At 43.0% G+C, this 15,590-nt stretch carries 15 protein-coding genes; 12 read left to right on the top strand and 3 right to left on the bottom strand.

Annotated elements, in window-relative coordinates:
• The 9 genes from mrdA (at position 1) to F9Y84_RS01855 (ending at position 9,402) form a co-directional block, all read left to right on the top strand.
• Entirely contained in the window at positions 1-1,869 is a 1,869-nt protein-coding gene (gene mrdA, locus F9Y84_RS01895; protein WP_147389343.1) for a penicillin-binding protein 2, read from the top strand.
• On the top strand, positions 1,866-2,972 hold the full coding sequence (rodA, locus tag F9Y84_RS01890) for a rod shape-determining protein RodA (protein WP_147389344.1): 1,107 nt from the start codon (positions 1,866-1,868) through the stop codon (positions 2,970-2,972). The genes mrdA and rodA overlap by 4 nt, the downstream gene beginning before the upstream one ends.
• Positions 2,973-3,007: 35 nt before the next feature.
• Positions 3,008-3,745 carry a septal ring lytic transglycosylase RlpA family protein gene (locus tag F9Y84_RS01885; RefSeq protein ID WP_225740680.1) on the top strand — a complete coding sequence of 246 codons (738 nt, stop codon included), beginning with the start codon at positions 3,008-3,010 and terminating at the stop codon, positions 3,743-3,745.
• A 41-nt stretch (positions 3,746-3,786) separates the two neighbouring features.
• Positions 3,787-4,950 (top strand): serine hydrolase, encoded by a 1,164-nt coding sequence (locus F9Y84_RS01880; protein WP_147389346.1) that lies wholly within the window; start codon positions 3,787-3,789, stop codon positions 4,948-4,950.
• Between the two features lie 481 nt (positions 4,951-5,431).
• A complete protein-coding gene (locus F9Y84_RS01875) occupies positions 5,432-5,887 on the top strand; it encodes a hypothetical protein (protein ID WP_225740679.1) in 456 nt (151 codons plus the stop codon).
• A 222-nt stretch (positions 5,888-6,109) separates the two neighbouring features.
• A complete protein-coding gene (ybeD, locus tag F9Y84_RS01870; RefSeq protein ID WP_099641858.1) occupies positions 6,110-6,388 on the top strand; it encodes a DUF493 family protein YbeD in 279 nt (92 codons plus the stop codon).
• Positions 6,389-6,407: 19 nt separating this feature from the next.
• A complete protein-coding gene (lipB, locus tag F9Y84_RS01865; protein WP_147389348.1) occupies positions 6,408-7,061 on the top strand; it encodes a lipoyl(octanoyl) transferase LipB in 654 nt (217 codons plus the stop codon).
• On the top strand, positions 7,058-8,023 hold the full coding sequence (gene lipA, locus F9Y84_RS01860) for a lipoyl synthase (protein WP_125250887.1): 966 nt from the start codon (positions 7,058-7,060) through the stop codon (positions 8,021-8,023). Before lipB ends, lipA begins: the two co-directional genes overlap by 4 nt.
• Before the next feature lie 176 nt (positions 8,024-8,199).
• The gene (locus tag F9Y84_RS01855) at positions 8,200-9,402 is read left to right on the top strand and encodes an aromatic amino acid transport family protein (RefSeq protein WP_167508233.1); all 1,203 of its coding nucleotides are present in this window, start codon (positions 8,200-8,202) and stop codon (positions 9,400-9,402) included.
• A gap of 25 nt (positions 9,403-9,427) precedes the next feature.
• Here the strand turns inward: F9Y84_RS01855 and F9Y84_RS01850 are convergent, their stop codons facing one another.
• From F9Y84_RS01850 to pomA, 3 genes are all read right to left on the bottom strand, one after another.
• Complete coding sequence (locus tag F9Y84_RS01850; RefSeq protein ID WP_147389350.1) at positions 9,428-9,931, bottom strand: hypothetical protein; 504 nt, start codon at positions 9,929-9,931, stop codon at positions 9,428-9,430.
• 518 nt (positions 9,932-10,449) lie between these two features.
• Positions 10,450-11,379, bottom strand: coding sequence for a flagellar motor protein MotB (locus tag F9Y84_RS01845; protein WP_125250890.1), 930 nt, complete (start codon positions 11,377-11,379; stop codon positions 10,450-10,452).
• A gap of 2 nt (positions 11,380-11,381) precedes the next feature.
• Positions 11,382-12,149: a flagellar motor protein PomA gene (gene pomA / locus F9Y84_RS01840; protein WP_125250891.1), complete on the bottom strand. Its 768-nt coding sequence runs from the start codon at positions 12,147-12,149 to the stop codon at positions 11,382-11,384.
• 234 nt (positions 12,150-12,383) lie between these two features.
• Between pomA and xseB the strand changes: the two genes are divergently transcribed.
• From xseB to dxs, 3 genes are all read left to right on the top strand, one after another.
• Complete coding sequence (gene xseB / locus F9Y84_RS01835; protein ID WP_125250892.1) at positions 12,384-12,623, top strand: exodeoxyribonuclease VII small subunit; 240 nt, start codon at positions 12,384-12,386, stop codon at positions 12,621-12,623.
• Positions 12,623-13,522, top strand: a complete 900-nt coding sequence (gene ispA, locus F9Y84_RS01830) for a (2E,6E)-farnesyl diphosphate synthase (RefSeq protein ID WP_147389351.1) — start codon at positions 12,623-12,625, stop codon at positions 13,520-13,522. The genes xseB and ispA overlap by 1 nt, the downstream gene beginning before the upstream one ends.
• 165 nt (positions 13,523-13,687) lie before the next feature.
• Positions 13,688-15,550 (top strand): 1-deoxy-D-xylulose-5-phosphate synthase, encoded by a 1,863-nt coding sequence (gene dxs, locus F9Y84_RS01825; RefSeq protein ID WP_125250894.1) that lies wholly within the window; start codon positions 13,688-13,690, stop codon positions 15,548-15,550.
• Positions 15,551-15,590: the final 40 nt, after the last annotated feature.

The raw sequence follows: 15,590 nt of genomic DNA, 5'->3' as shown, positions 1-15,590 counted from the left end.
ATGATAAAAAAACGGCCGACGATTAGGGATCATTCTGCCGAGGCGAATCTCTTTGCAAGAAGAGCCTTTGTCGGCTTTGTTTTTGTTGTTGTTATCATCGGTATCTTGTTTCACAACGTGTATAAGCTACAAATTGTTGAACACGAAACTTACCGCACTCGCTCCAATGATAATCGTATCAAAGTGATCCCAGTGGCTCCTAATAGGGGCTTGATCTACGATCGAAATGGCGTGCTACTTGCTGAAAATCGCCCCGTGTACAACCTTGAAGTGATCCCTGAAGATGTTGACGATTTAGAGGTAGCACTTGCCACGGTGCGCCAGCTGATTGATATCTCTGATCAACAGATTGAAGACTTCAAAAAAGAGAGCCGTCATAACCGCCGATTCAAAAGTCAAGTATTAAAAGGCAGGCTAAATGAAGAAGAAGTTGCTATCCTCTCCGTAAACCAGCATCGCCTGCCAGGGTTTAGTGTTGAGGCTCGACTCTCTCGTTATTACCCTTATGGCGACACACTAACCCATGCGTTAGGTTATGTTGCTAAACTCAACAAGCAAGAGTTACAACAATTAGAGCTTGATGGTAAAGCCACCAACTACCGTGCAACCCATGACATCGGTAAGCTCGGAATTGAAAAGTTTTACGAAGAGACGCTTCACGGTACCGTAGGCTCTCGTCGTGTTGAAGTAAATAATCGTGGTCGCATCATTCGCACCCTGAGTATGGAAGCACCGCAGCCAGGCAAAGATTTAGTACTTACCTTAGACATTGGCCTGCAACAAATTGTTCAGCACGTCCTAAAAGATACCCGTGGTGCAATTGTGGTAATGGATCCAAGAGATGGGGGCATTTTGGCGCTATACTCAAACCCTAGTTACGATCCTAATCTGTTTGTGCACGGGATCAGCTCAAAAGATTACCGCGCGTTGCTCAACCCTAATAGACCACTTATTAATCGTGCAACTCAAGGTCGATACGCCCCCGCTTCAACAGTTAAACCACACTTAGCTATACTCGCACTAGAAGAAGGCATTGTCACCGAGACGACCAAAATTTGGGATCCAGGCTTTTTTCAAATTCCTAATGTTAAACACAAGTGGCGAGACTGGCGCCCATGGGGACACGAACATGTAGATGTTTACAAAGCCATTGAACAATCATGTGATACCTATTTTTATGAAACAGCCTATAAGCTTGGAATAACCAAGATCAGCGACTTTATGACTCAATTTGGTTTTGGTGAGTTATCTGGGATCGACATTCACGAAGAAACCTCCGCAATTTTACCCTCTGTTGAATGGAAACGGGCACGTTTTAAGGAGGCTTGGTATCCAGGAGATACTATCTCTGTTGGCATTGGCCAAGGTTATTGGACAGCGACCCCAATGCAAATAGCAAACTCACTGAGCATTCTTGTGAACAAAGGCAAGCATAAACAGCCACATCTGGTGCAGATTTCTAAACAAGATAGCGAAGTCGAACAACTGTTTACCGAAGAAAAAGCGCCTGTAGAGCTGCAAAATCCCTACCATTGGGATATTGCGCTAAAAGCCATGCACAATACAGTAAAAATCGGTACTGCAAAAAGCGCCTTTGAAGGCGCGACGTACGACCATGCAGGCAAAACTGGTACAGCTCAGGTCATCAGTATCGCTCAAGGTGAAAAATATGATGCCAAGAAACTAAAAGAAAAACATCGAGATAACGGTATCTATGTTGGCTTTGCTCCTTTTGACGATCCGCAACTTGTGATCACTGTAGTTGTTGAAAACCAAGGTGGTGGTACCGCCATCGCAGCTCCGATGGCACGCCAAGTAATGGACTATTACTTTTCTGCCTATCCTCTCGAACAGGAGGTACAACCATGAGCCCCCTAAACAAACCGCGTTCGCTACTCGAAAAAGTCCATATAGACTTACCATTATTTGCTGCATTAATGACGATGATGATTGCCAGCCTCGCCATTGTCTATAGCGCAAGTGGACAAGATATGGGGATGATGATGCGTCACGCAACCCGAATGTTTGGTGCAGTTATTGCTATGGTATTCGTGGCTCAGTTTTCACCCAGTACGCTAAAACGCGTGGCTATTCCAATCTACTTGGTGGGCCTCGGGATGCTGATAGCCGTACTTTTTGTCGGCGTCAGCAGCAAAGGAGCGCAGCGCTGGTTAGATTTAGGTGTTACCCGCTTTCAGCCCTCAGAAATTATGAAATTAGCTGTACCGATGACTGTCGCTTGGTTTATTGGTCGCTCTCATCTGCCTCCTAGTATACTAAATCTCATCACCGGCTTTGCCATAGTGTTAGTACCAACTATTTTAATTAAAGAGCAACCAGATCTCGGCACCTCTATCCTCATCGCCAGCTCAGGGATTTTCGTACTTTTTTTAGCTGGCCTTAGCTGGCGTCTAATCGGTTCGGGGATACTGTTGGCAGTACCAGGCGTATATGCGTTTTGGCACTACGGGATGCATGCCTATCAAAAGCAGCGAGTGCTGACATTTCTTAATCCAGAGAGCGATCCACTAGGATCGGGTTATCATATTATTCAATCTAAAATCGCCATTGGCTCCGGTGGAGTTGAAGGTAAAGGTTGGTTGCATGGTACTCAGTCGCAGTTAGAGTTTTTACCAGAGCGCCATACTGATTTTATTTTTTCTGTTCTCAGTGAGGAGTTTGGCTTACTTGGTGTAACCATGTTACTCAGCTTGTACTTGTTTATTATTGGCCGAGGTTTATATATTGCAGTGCAAGCGCAAGACGCTTTTAGTAAGTTGCTAGCAGGCGCACTGACATTAACTTTCTTTGTCTACGTTTTTGTTAATATTGGCATGGTGTCTGGTTTACTCCCCGTCGTCGGCGTCCCACTTCCGCTTATTAGTTATGGTGGTACGTCTATGGTGACGCTGATGGCTGGATTTGGCATTATTATGGCAATCGCAACAGATAAGAGGATGCTGTTAAAATAATGACTGCACGTTTTCGCTTTATTTATAGAACCATCATGACCCTAGTCTTGGCTAGTTTATTAACGGCTTGTGGTAGCCGTTATCATATTCGCCATGACAAAGCGCCATTGCGAGAACCAACCGCACTCGAAATGCAAGACGCCATCGTCACTAATGAGAAAAAAAGTGTCAGTGCTAACCGCCCCTATACCGTACTTGGTAAACGCTATACGCCTATTTCTGACGAACGCGGTTACCAAAAAGAAGGGATAGCCTCATGGTATGGCAGAAAGTTCCACGGTTACCATACCTCAAATGGCGAAATATTTAACATGTTTGATATGACGGCTGCACACAAAACTTTGCCACTACCTAGTTTCGCTCGAGTCACCAATCTTGAGAATGGCCGCACAGCAATCGTTAGAATCAACGATCGAGGACCATTTCATGAAGATAGGCTAATTGACCTATCTTATGCAGCCGCCTATAAGCTAGGCTATCATCTCAAAGGTACAGCCCGTGTTAAGGTCGAAGCGATTACTCTGACGCGCGAGTCTCCAAGGCTAACCTATGTACAAGTCGCAGCAGGTAGCAACCTCGAGAACATACAGGTTCTCGCAAACCAGCTACAACAAGAATTAGGACTAGGTACTGCGATCACCTTTGAAGATGACTTGTACAAACTGAGAGTCGGTCCTATTACCGATGACAATCAAGCACAATCTTTGCTAAAAACCTTACAACAGGGTCAATTTAGTCGTGCTTTCTTGCTTTACAGTGAGCAGGAACTTTAGAATAACCGTAATGAATGCCGATAACCAAAAAAGCGAGCATAATGACTTCTATCAAACCAAAAATCGTTAAAAAAGTCCTTGGACTAGTGTGCACTTTCTCTATCATGAGTGCCAGTGCACAAATTATTCCTTCACCGCCTCAAGTCAGTGCAAAAGGCTATTTTCTAATGGACTTTACTACAGGTAAAGTGATAGCTGAAGGAAACGCTGATACAAAGCTTGCTCCAGCAAGCCTGACGAAAATGATGACTAGCTACGTCATTGGTACTGAAATTGAGGCTGGAAATATTTCCCCGACTGACATGGTTACCATTAGCGAAAAAGCCTGGGCTAAGAACTTTCCTGGCTCTTCGGTGATGTTTATTGAAGTCGGCAAACAGGTGAGCGTCGATGACCTTAACCACGGTATAATCATTCAATCGGGTAATGATGCCTGTGTTGCTATGGCTGAACATATTGCTGGCAGTGAGTCTGCATTTGCTGACTTGATGAATGCTCATGCCAAAAAGCTGGGAATGGATAATACTCACTTTGTTAATAGCCATGGCCTTGACACCGATGAGCATTTTACCACACCAAGAGATATGGCAACCCTTGGAGCTGCACTTATCAGCGATGTGCCGGATGAATACGCCCTATACAAGATAAAATCATTTACCTATAACGGTATCAAACAATATAACCGTAACTCTCTTCTTTGGGATGCAAGTCTTGAGGTAGACGGCATTAAAACAGGCCACACCTCGGAAGCGGGCTTTAGCCTTGTTACTTCTGCTATGAAAGACGATATGCGCTTAGTTGCAGTGGTTATGGGTACCGAAAGTGAACGGGCGCGAAAAGTAGAAAGTAAAAAACTACTTAACTATGGTTTCCGCTTCTTTGAAACGATTACTCCGTATCAAGCTGGTGATGCGTTTGCCGATCAGCGCGTATGGATGGGTAATAAAGAAACGGTTTCTCTGGGCATTATGGAAGATACGCCAATTACCATCCCTCGTGGACAAAGTAAAAACCTAAAAGCGAACTTTGAGCTAGACAAAACACTTGAAGCTCCGTTAGCTAAGGGAACAAAAGTGGGCACATTATTTTTGCAGCTTGATGGCGAAGACATTGCACAATATCCACTTGTTACGTTAGAAGAAATTCAAGAAGGTGGCTTCTTTAGTAAGATTTACGACTACCTACGTCTACAGATCTCACAATAATTATCTTATCTGATAAGCTAACCAAAATAGACTGGTTGGCTTATCTTTTCACATCGTTTATTCTTTAGCTTCTCAATCATTTATATCCTTCAGCCTGAAACTCACGCCTTTAAAAATACCAAAAATTTAAAAAACTTTCATTTACAATAAAGAAACATGTTAACGTTAATATGAGTGGAAGAAGTTGAGAGATGTTAGCCTAAGATAAAGCCAATTTGCTTAATTAAGTAATTACTTTGAAGCGAGAGGATCAACTCGATAACAAGAAAAATTTAACATAGTTAGCGTCTGGTTTTCCCCACAAGTTGAATGAGTATTAAAACCAAATGGTACGATGAGTACAGGAGCTTTTTCAATGAACTACATAGATCGTATATACCTAAAACCAAACTTACCAAGGATCAAGCTGCTTGTTGCTGTATTACTGCTTTTCTCTGCAATTTTATACCAGTCAAGTCTACTTCTATATCTTGGTTTTTATATGGCGTTAATTGTACCTGCTTGGGATTTATTATCTGTAGTGGCAAAAGAACAGGGAGCCTGTGCAAAAGTTACGCTTATAGCTTATTGTAAACAACGCTGGATACAGTTACTGCTTATGCTAACTTTTGCTTGTATAGGTATTGCCGGACTACACCTTAAATACCCACTACTTACGCTTTTTAATGTTGCATTCAGTCTGTTATTGGCTGCTCATGTTATTAAAGTTGTGTATAAAATAAGAAAAATGTCGGTTATTGACGCGATAAAAGAGAGATTAAAAACCAAGTCGAGGTTTATTTTTTCCGTTAACCTGCTAATCATTGCTGTTATGTGCTCCATACCATTTCTAACCATGTCTGTAGGAACGTGGGCTGCTAGTTATATGATTATTTTCAGCTGCTACATACAGTACTTAAACCATATCATTAGTGAAAATATTTTTACTGCTGATTAAAGTAGTTTACAGATCTCACAATAACCCCATTTTATGTAAGTGAACGCCCAGGGATGAGGCGTTTTTTTTTGTGCTAAAAATGATAGAATGCGGCAATATCGTAGTGCCCGTAGGGTTTCGGTGTTTTTAGATAACCGAGGAATATCGATGAGTCTTAAATTTAAGCGAATTGGTATAACTCGGCAAAAGCACATGCAAGTAGTTTGTTGTGAGGATGCCGTCATGGTAAAACCAGTAAAAAACACTAAGTTTGATGAATACTTAGAATTTCCTTGCCCATTTACATTCAAAATTATGGGTCTAGCCAATGTCAATTTGACGGATCAAATCCTAGCTAAGTTGCAAGTAATTGCACCAGGTGATTATGCACCTAAAGTAAAGCCAAGTAGTAAGGGTAATTATGAAGCGGTTTCTATTGTTGCTACCGTCACTAGCAAAGAACACATAGAACAGATTTATACCGAGATCGGTGGCATAGAAGACGTCCGTTACATACTGTAACCAGTAAGGATCCCCTATAATGGAACCACGTAAGTTAATCGTGCGTCAATTAGGCCTTCGTGAGTACGAGCCTATCTGGCATAAAATGCAATCTTTTACCGATCAGCGGGACGATAGCACGGCAGATGAACTTTGGCTGGTGGAACATGAACCTGTGTTTACCCAAGGTCAAGCTGGTAAAGAGGAGCACCTGTTAGCACCTGGAGACATTCCCGTTGTTAAAGTTGATCGAGGCGGCCAAGTCACATACCACGGCCCTGGTCAACAAATGCTCTATGTTTTACTGAACTTACGACGCTTGAAAATTGGGGTGCGAGAGCTTGTTACTTGGTTAGAACAGAGCATTATCGACTCACTTAAAGAGTACGGGATAGATGCTTACGCTAAAGCCGATGCGCCAGGCGTATATGTCAACGATAGCAAAATTGCATCATTAGGACTTAGAGTCCGCCGAGGCTGCTCATTTCATGGTCTAGCCCTTAACGTAAATATGGATTTAAGTCCATTTTTACGAATTAACCCATGTGGTTATGCTGGTATGAATATGGTGCAAAGTAGCGAAATCAATGGACCTCAAACCGTCGCTGATGCGGGGGCTGGTCTGGTAAAACACATGCTAGAGCGTATTAAAGCCGAGCATGTTGAATACACTGAAGGGTTTGAAAACGAATGAGTAAACCAGTCAAAATGGAGCCAGGGGTAAAGCTCCGCGATGCTGAAAAAATGGCATTGATCCCTGTAAAAGTCATGCCAACAGAACGCGAAGAGATGCTAAGAAAACCTGAATGGTTAAAGATCCGCTTGCCTAAATCAAGTGAGCGTATAGACGGGATTAAGCAGGCAATGCGTAAGCATGGGTTACATTCTGTATGTGAAGAAGCATCTTGCCCGAACCTGTCTGAATGCTTTAACCACGGTACAGCCACCTTTATGATTTTAGGTGCTATTTGTACTCGTCGCTGCCCTTTCTGTGATGTTGCCCATGGTCGTCCATTAAAGCCAGACGCACAAGAACCTGAAAAGCTCGCGCTGACTATCAAAGACATGAAATTAAGCTATGTCGTTATTACTTCAGTTGACAGAGATGATCTTCGTGACGGCGGCGCGCAACACTTTGCCGACTGTATACGTGAGATCCGTAAGCATAATCCAGGTATTACAATCGAAATTCTGGTGCCAGACTTTCGGGGTCGTATGGACAGAGCACTAGAAATTTTAAGTGAAACACCGCCAGATGTCTTCAACCACAACCTTGAAACTGCTCCAAGGCTATATAAATTAGCGCGTCCTGGCGCCGACTATAAGTGGTCATTAGAATTGCTACGCCGCTTCAAAGAAGCTCACCCTGAAGTGAGAACAAAATCTGGACTCATGGTTGGACTTGGCGAGGAAATCTCTGAGATAGAGGAGGTATTAAGAGACTTACGCGAGCATAATGTAGACATGTTGACGGTAGGCCAATATCTACAGCCATCAAAACACCACTTACCAGTAAAGCGTTATGTCCCGCCAGCAGAGTTTGACGGTTTAAAAGCTTATGCTGATGAGATTGGTTTTAGTCATGCCGCTTGTGGTCCGTTTGTACGCTCAAGCTACCATGCAGATCAGCAAGCTGCAGGAAAAGAGGTAAAATAAATTAGCCTCTGTCGCTGCAACTCAATGCTTGCAGCGACTATCTCCTCATCATTTTACAAGTCATCCCCATACAGTCAGTCATTTCAGTTCTTATCACCATTAACAGCAAAACGGTTTCATTTCCATGCTATTCGTTATATCTTGCCTCACCAGATAATAATAATGAGAGGCTAAACGTGCTTAAGAATAAAACTTTGGGTAGCATGCTAATTGTCGCTGGCACCACCATTGGTGCGGGCATGCTAGCACTTCCTATTGCATCAGCAGGGCTAGGGTTTTCTACCGCTATCGTATTGTTAATGATAACTTGGTTACTCATGACATATACCGCATTACTCATGCTTGAGGTGCATCAATATGCAGACCAAGACGCGACATTAAACACACTGGCAAAAAGCCTACTTGGTAAAACAGGTCAATATGTCGCTAACTTCTCAATGGTGTTTTTGTTCTACGCTTTGTGTGCAGCCTATATTGCAGGGGGAGGCGCACAACTTCAAACAAAACTAGTTGGCGTACTTGGTGAGGAGATCACCCCGCAATTAGGCTCGGTATTACTGGCTGTAATTATTGCCACAATAGTTACTTTAGGTACCAGCACCGTCGATAAACTCAATCAGCTACTGTTTTCAATTAAAGTCATCGTATTGGCAGGCTTATTTTTTATTCTTACCCCTTATGTGCACGGGCAGCACCTAATTGACATGCCAATTGAACAAGGTCTAATTATTGCCGCAATCCCAGTGATTTTCACTTCATTTGGATTTCATGGCTCGATCCCATCTATCGTCAAATATGTGGGTGTAGATATTCATCAATTGCGAAAAGTAATGATGTTTGGTGCATCTTTGCCACTTATTATCTATGTATTTTGGCAGTTATTAAGTCAGGGAGTCATGGGACAAGCAAGCTTAATGGCAAGTGATGGACTACCGGGGTTTGTAGCCAGTATTTCATCGATAGCACACAACGACAACGTTCAGGTATTTGTCACTGTGTTTGCCGACCTTGCACTCGCAACGTCATTTTTAGGTGTCAGCTTGGGCTTATTTGACTTTTTTGCGGATGCGTTAAAACGAAAAGATACCAAGAAAGACCGCATTAAAACGGCATTCATTACGTTTTTACCACCGCTTGGGTTTGCACTATTTTATCCTGAAGGATTTATCATGGCACTTGGTTACGCAGCCATTGCGCTTGTGGTGCTGGCCGTCTTCCTACCGGTTGCAATGGTTTGGAAACAAAGAAAGATGCGAGTGGGTAATGGTTATCAAGTAAAAGGTGGTAAGTTGGCGCTTGGATTAGCAACAGTTTTTGGTGTCATGATAATTACCTCTCAGCTGATGCAAATGGCAGGCCTTATTCCTAGTTTGGGGTGAGTATTTTTCAATAGCTGGCCGAACACTATCGGCTAGCTCCTGCTTTTTCCATATCATCGCTAATGTAATGAAGCTTCCAAAACATAATTATTGGAGCAAAAGCCAAACACAAAGTCACCACATTGGTGATGGGTATGATAGTTGCGTATAAATAAGTCGAATAACTCAAATCCATTAAATGGTAATCAGTTAATCTAAACAGTTGTAAAATAGGCGCGGGTAAAACAACGAGCTGGGCTAATATACTCTGCCACATATACATTTTATCTTTTACAGCCCAATACGCAACAATCCCCATAAATAGGATGTCATTCAAGGCCCAGTATACGTAACGGATGACTTGGTGCTCATCAATAGAGCGAACAAAGTCGCTCGAGAACGTACCCACAATATAAAAAATCGCAACAAGTAGTGAATATCTAAGCGCCTTTTTATCTTTTAACACAAAGCAAAGAAAAACAGAAAGCAAAGCAATCCACACACTGTTATGTGCAAAAAATATACGAATAGGTTCCCAAGCTTCTAACATAGCTAAACGCTACTCTGGCTTCTTTTCTACAGAACCATCATCGGCGTCACCACCATCGCCGTTACCACCTGGCAATCTATAATTTTGGGGTTTTTTTATTGAAATCATTCTATTTCTCCTTTAAGTAGAACCAAACGGAACAATAGCGAATTCACGGATAAAAAGCAACGAACTGTAATGCTAAGTTAACCGAATACGAACTCTATTTAATAAGTAAAATAGCGATAAACATTTGCTTCCAAATAAGCAACTTAACTATGCAACTTATACAAACTGATACTCAATAAAACAAAAAGGGACGCTTTATTGTAGCCTCCCTCTTGTTATGTTTTATGTGCTTTATTAACTAGCGAGTTGGTCTGAAACCCCAGCCCCATGGACGAGAATTCTCATCGCCACCCTCACCATTGCCACCAGGCATTCTTGCATTTAATACAGCCATAGTTTTCTCCTTAGACTTACTTTAATTACTGAGCTTGACTCTAAACAATTTTTTTTAATTTGGCAACAAACTCTCACTAATTTTCCCTCACTCCAATGGGATCAGACTCTTTTGGTTTGCCCTGTAAAATAGAGATTTCAACGCGCCTATTGCGGCGTCTATCGAGGTCACTATCATTCGGTACTAGCGGTCTAGTATCAGCATGCCCTACGACTAACATTCTATTTTTATCGAAGCCTCGTACTTTTTCCATTACAGTCGCCACGGCTACAGCCCGAGTTGCTGACAGATCCCAATTGTTAGAGTAAAGCTCATTCGTTACCCTAAAATCGTCAGTGTGACCGGATACCGTGATCTCTCCTGGCACATCTTTTAACAGCTCTGCTATTTCTTCAATTACAGGCTCAAATTTAGGCTGCAAAAATGCACTACCCGCAGGGAAAGAGCCATTCTCTTGAATGCGAATGATGATTTGTTGTCCTAAAGACTCTAGTTCGATAGCACCGTCCATGATTTGCTTTTCAAGTTGCTGCGCTATTTTTTTGACTAACTCATTTACCTGCTCTTGCTCTGCTGACGCAATTGCTTGAGTCGATGCCATTTCTTGCGCTGTACTGGCTGATTCACCACCGCGCTTATTACCACGCTGCTCCTGCCTTCCCCCCGCAGACGCTTCGTCTCCAGCTTGGAACTCAAGCATTTGTTGTGTCATTTCGACGGTTTGCTGCTGGATTGTTTCAATTGGGGTAGGCTCTGGTTTTCCTGGTGTGAATTCCATTGCAATTACACTCGTACCTTTGGGTATATCTTTGACTTCAATTTTATTTTGTACGCCGAATGCAAACTTCATAGAGCCTGCAATTTGTTTAAATTTGAGTACATCCATCTCGGAAAAGGCGAGCAGCAATACAAAGAAGCACATGAGCAGTGACATCAAGTCAGCAAATGTTCCCATCCAAGCGGGCAAACCTGGCGGGGGACATTTACATTCGTTCTCATCAGACATGATTATTCCTCAGCTTCTGAACCACGTTTTGACTCAGGTAGATAGTTTTTCAAAATGCCCTCGATAACCTTGGGGTTTTGGCCATCTTGAATGCCCAAGATAGCATCAAGTATTAACCGCTGATTACGCTCCTCTTCGTCTTTACGTAATTCGAGTTTTACCTGTATTGGAATAGCCACAACATTCGCTAAGAATGCACCATATAGCGTTGTTAAAAGTGCAACAGCCATCGCTGGCCCTATCGCTTTCGGGTCATCCATATTTGATAGCATGGCTACTAAGCCGATAAGTGTACCTATCATCCCCATTGCAGGGGCAATATCGGCAAGTGATTTGAACAGGCCAGCACCAAGTTCATGGCGAGATGAGGTAAGTGCAATGTCTTTTTGCAAGGTGGCTCTCACAACATCAGCATCATGACCATCAACGAGCATATCCACGCCTTTGCGCATAAATTGATTTGGAATTTCAGCTTCTTCAAGCGCAAGAAAGCCGCCTTTACGCGCTGAATCAGCAAGTTCTACCGCTTTTTCAATCAGTTCTTCAGGTGTTTCAATTTTAAACATGAAGGCCTTTCCGGCCACTTTCCCAATCCCGAAAAATTGTCCAAGTGTAAAGTTAGACAACACAATGAAGATTGAACCACCAAATACGATAACGACGGACGGCGTGTTATAGAACATAGCGATCTGGCCATCACTACTTAATACCATAGACATTACAATCAGACCTATGGCACCCAGGATCCCTATTACCGTTGCTAAATCCACATGTCCTCCGAGGGAAGTTATTTGTGATAAATCACGCAGTTATTGTTGTTTGAGTTATCGGCAAGTTTTTCTACAACTTAACACTATTATATTAAAAAGTGTTTAAAATGCGAGTTTATAGCAGATCTTGCAAAGCTGATACGCTCCGCTATCAAAAACTCGCTGGTTTTTTTGACCTTAGCCCTCAATCCCCCTAAAATTGCGTCACTTTTACTTTTCGAGTCAACGTGACATATGGCAGTAAAAAAACCTGATAACTTAAGCTTTGAAGAAGCAATGCAAGAGTTAGAACAAATCGTAGCAGAGATGGAAAACGGCAGTTTAGCGCTAGATCAAGCCCTTAAGCAATTTGAGCGTGGAATAAAACTTGCCAAAGCATCGAACCAAAAACTTCAGCAAGCTGAGCAACAAGTCGCAATTTTGATGGGCGAAGGTGAGCAAGCACAATTACAGCCATTTGATAACGAAGCCTAATGTCAGCAAAATTAAAAGAACAACTGCAGCATGCTAAAAAACGAGTAGAGGCCACGCTTTTACGCAGCTTTGATAACATGCTAGACACAGAAGAAAATGTCTTAGCGGCAACTCGCTACAGCGTAGAAAATGGTGGCAAGCGCTTACGGCCTTTTCTAGTCTACTGTACCGGAGAACTCTTTGGCGCAGCAGCAGCAGATCTCGATAACGCAGCTGCGGCCATCGAGTGTATTCACAGCTATTCTTTGGTACACGACGATTTACCAGCGATGGATGATGATGAGCTAAGGCGCGGTCGACCTACGTGCCATATTCAATTTGATGAAGCTAGCGCAATATTAGCGGGCGATGCGCTACAGACTCTGGCTTTTGAGCTGCTAAGTACACCAAACTTTACCACCAGCCCACAGTCCCAGTTACAGATGATAAGTGCCCTAGCAAAAGCTTCAGGATTACAAGGGATGGTAGGCGGTCAAGCGCTAGACATTGCCGCAACTGACCGCACCGTAACACTCACAGAGCTTGAGCGTATACATAAGCTCAAAACAGGTGCGCTTTTAAGTTGCGCAATTGAATTAGGTATGTTATGTGCACAACCAGAGCGCCTCACTGATGAAACGCGTCAAGCAATGCGAACTTACGGTCAAGCCATTGGACTTGCATTCCAAGTACGGGATGACATCCTAGATGTCGAAGGCGATACGGCTGTACTTGGCAAACCTCAAGGCTCAGATGTAGAACATAATAAATCGACTTATCCAGCATTACTTGGTTTAACGCAGGCCAAAGAAAAAGCCGAACAGTTAATACATGAGGCGCTCAAGGCGCTAGAAACGATCGATGGTGATACAGAAGTGCTTGCCGATTTAGCAAAATACATCATAGATCGAGAACATTAAGTGTGCGTATAACCTGTATACGCCAAGCTAAGAAAATGTTCACAAGTACTTTGTAAAAACTGGCTAACATAATATTATGACCAGTTAGTAAAGCATTTTAATAATTATGAAGTGAGCTGCGTAACGAACTTACGCTGAGATTCACTTAGGACTCTGATAAATAACATGAAACTTGATAGTAGCAAGTATCCTTTACTCGCGTTAATTGACGAGCCAAGTCAGCTTCGTCAATTACCCCAGCACAAGTTAACCGCCTTTAGTGATGAGCTTCGCGAATATTTGCTGAACTCAGTCTCTCAAAGTAGCGGTCATTTTGCATCTGGCCTAGGCACTGTAGAGCTTACCGTGGCCTTGCATTATGTATATAACACACCGAATGATAGATTGGTGTGGGATGTAGGTCATCAAGCATATCCTCATAAACTACTGACAGGTAGAAGAGAGAGGATGCACACTATTCGTCAAAAAGACGGGTTACACCCTTTCCCGTATCGGGAAGAAAGTGAATACGATACTTTTAGCGTTGGTCACTCAAGCACCTCTATTTCTGCTGCACTTGGTATGGCGATTGCAGCCGAAAAAGAAGGAATTGGGCGTAAAACCGTCGCCGTAATTGGTGATGGCGCAATGACCGCAGGAATGGCATTTGAAGCCATGAACCACGCAGGTGATGTCAACCCTGACATGCTCGTTATTCTCAATGACAACGAGATGTCGATCTCCGAGAATGTAGGTGCACTGAATAACCATTTCGCTAAAATTCTATCTGGAAGTTTTTATACCAATATTCGTGAAGGCAGTAAAAAACTGCTGTCTGGCGTCCCCCCGGTCAAAGAGCTAGCAGGTCGTATGGAAGAGCACCTGAAGGGTATGATAATCCCAGGCACCTTCTTTGAAGAGTTAGGTTTTAACTACATTGGTCCAATTGACGGGCATGACGTAGATACCCTAGTAGATACGCTGCGCAATATGCGCAACTTAAAAGGACCTCAGCTACTTCACGTTAAGACCCAAAAAGGAAAAGGCTATAAACCAGCAGAAGCCGACCCTATCGGTTATCATGCAGTGCCTAAGTTTGACCCTAGCGTACACAGCTTACCTAAATCAAAACCAAGCGCACCGACCTTCTCAAAGGTATTTGGTGATTGGCTATGTGATATGGCAGCACAAGACAATAAACTGATGGCAATCACACCTGCAATGCGTGAAGGCTCAGGTATGGTTCGTTTTTCAAAAGAATATCCAGCTCAGTATTTTGACGTTGCTATTGCTGAACAGCATGCAGTTACATTGGCAGCAGGCTTTGCATGTGAAGACTTAAACCCAGTTGTGGCAATTTATTCAAGCTTCCTACAACGGGCGTATGATCAGCTTATTCATGATGTTGCTTTACAGAATCTACCTGTACTATTTGCAATTGATCGCGCTGGCGTTGTTGGCGCTGATGGTGAAACACATCAAGGCGCTTACGATCTCAGCTTTTTACGTTGTATTCCAAATATGGTGATCATGGCACCAAGCGACCTAAATGAATGCCGTCAAATGCTCTATACCGGTCACCGCCTTAATCAACCAGCAGCGGTCAGATACCCAAGAGGAAGTGCAGGCAGTGCTGAAATTGCAACTGAAATGACCGAGCTAGAAATTGGTAAAGGCAAACTAGTCAGAACAGGTGAAAAGCTTGCCATTTTAAGCTTTGGAACGTTACTTGAGAGCGCTGCAGTGGTTGCTGAGCAGCTTAACGCGACTTTGGTTGATATGCGCTTTGTTAAGCCATTAGATACTGAGTTAATTGAGGAGTTAGTGGTCACTCACGAACGTTTTGTGACGCTTGAAGATAACGCTATTGCTGGTGGTGCAGGCTCGGCCGTTAGTGAGTATTTGGCAGCTCAAGGACACTTGAAGCCGATTAAATTACTTGGTTTACCTGACGAGTTCATTAAGCATGGTTCACAAGCTGAAATCCACGCTGAGCTTGGTCTGAGTAGCGAGGGTATTGCCCAACAAATTAACGACTGGCTTAAATAAACAGCCAGAGGTTACTTCTCAAATTTATGCGTTAATAGCC

It is taken from the genome of Pseudoalteromonas peptidolytica, from assembly GCF_012641745.1.
GTDB classification, from domain to species: domain Bacteria; phylum Pseudomonadota; class Gammaproteobacteria; order Enterobacterales; family Alteromonadaceae; genus Pseudoalteromonas; species Pseudoalteromonas peptidolytica.
Note: the sequence above shows the minus strand (reverse complement) of the source record. Positions and strands in the feature narration are given on the sequence as shown.

Excerpts from the sequence above, each read along its gene's own strand:
- mrdA (WP_147389343.1), top strand. The coding sequence starts at position 1 with ATGATAAAAAAACGGCCGACGATTAGGGATCATTCTGCCGAGGCGAAT.
- rodA (WP_147389344.1), top strand. The coding sequence starts at position 1,866 with ATGAGCCCCCTAAACAAACCGCGTTCGCTACTCGAAAAAGTCCATATA.
- F9Y84_RS01885 (WP_225740680.1), top strand. The coding sequence starts at position 3,008 with ATGACCCTAGTCTTGGCTAGTTTATTAACGGCTTGTGGTAGCCGTTAT.
- F9Y84_RS01880 (WP_147389346.1), top strand. The coding sequence starts at position 3,787 with ATGACTTCTATCAAACCAAAAATCGTTAAAAAAGTCCTTGGACTAGTG.
- F9Y84_RS01875 (WP_225740679.1), top strand. The coding sequence starts at position 5,432 with ATGGCGTTAATTGTACCTGCTTGGGATTTATTATCTGTAGTGGCAAAA.
- ybeD (WP_099641858.1), top strand. The coding sequence starts at position 6,110 with ATGGTAAAACCAGTAAAAAACACTAAGTTTGATGAATACTTAGAATTT.
- lipB (WP_147389348.1), top strand. The coding sequence starts at position 6,408 with ATGGAACCACGTAAGTTAATCGTGCGTCAATTAGGCCTTCGTGAGTAC.
- lipA (WP_125250887.1), top strand. The coding sequence starts at position 7,058 with ATGAGTAAACCAGTCAAAATGGAGCCAGGGGTAAAGCTCCGCGATGCT.
- F9Y84_RS01850 (WP_147389350.1), bottom strand. The coding sequence starts at position 9,931 with ATGTTAGAAGCTTGGGAACCTATTCGTATATTTTTTGCACATAACAGT.
- F9Y84_RS01845 (WP_125250890.1), bottom strand. The coding sequence starts at position 11,379 with ATGTCTGATGAGAACGAATGTAAATGTCCCCCGCCAGGTTTGCCCGCT.
- xseB (WP_125250892.1), top strand. The coding sequence starts at position 12,384 with ATGGCAGTAAAAAAACCTGATAACTTAAGCTTTGAAGAAGCAATGCAA.
- ispA (WP_147389351.1), top strand. The coding sequence starts at position 12,623 with ATGTCAGCAAAATTAAAAGAACAACTGCAGCATGCTAAAAAACGAGTA.
- dxs (WP_125250894.1), top strand. The coding sequence starts at position 13,688 with ATGAAACTTGATAGTAGCAAGTATCCTTTACTCGCGTTAATTGACGAG.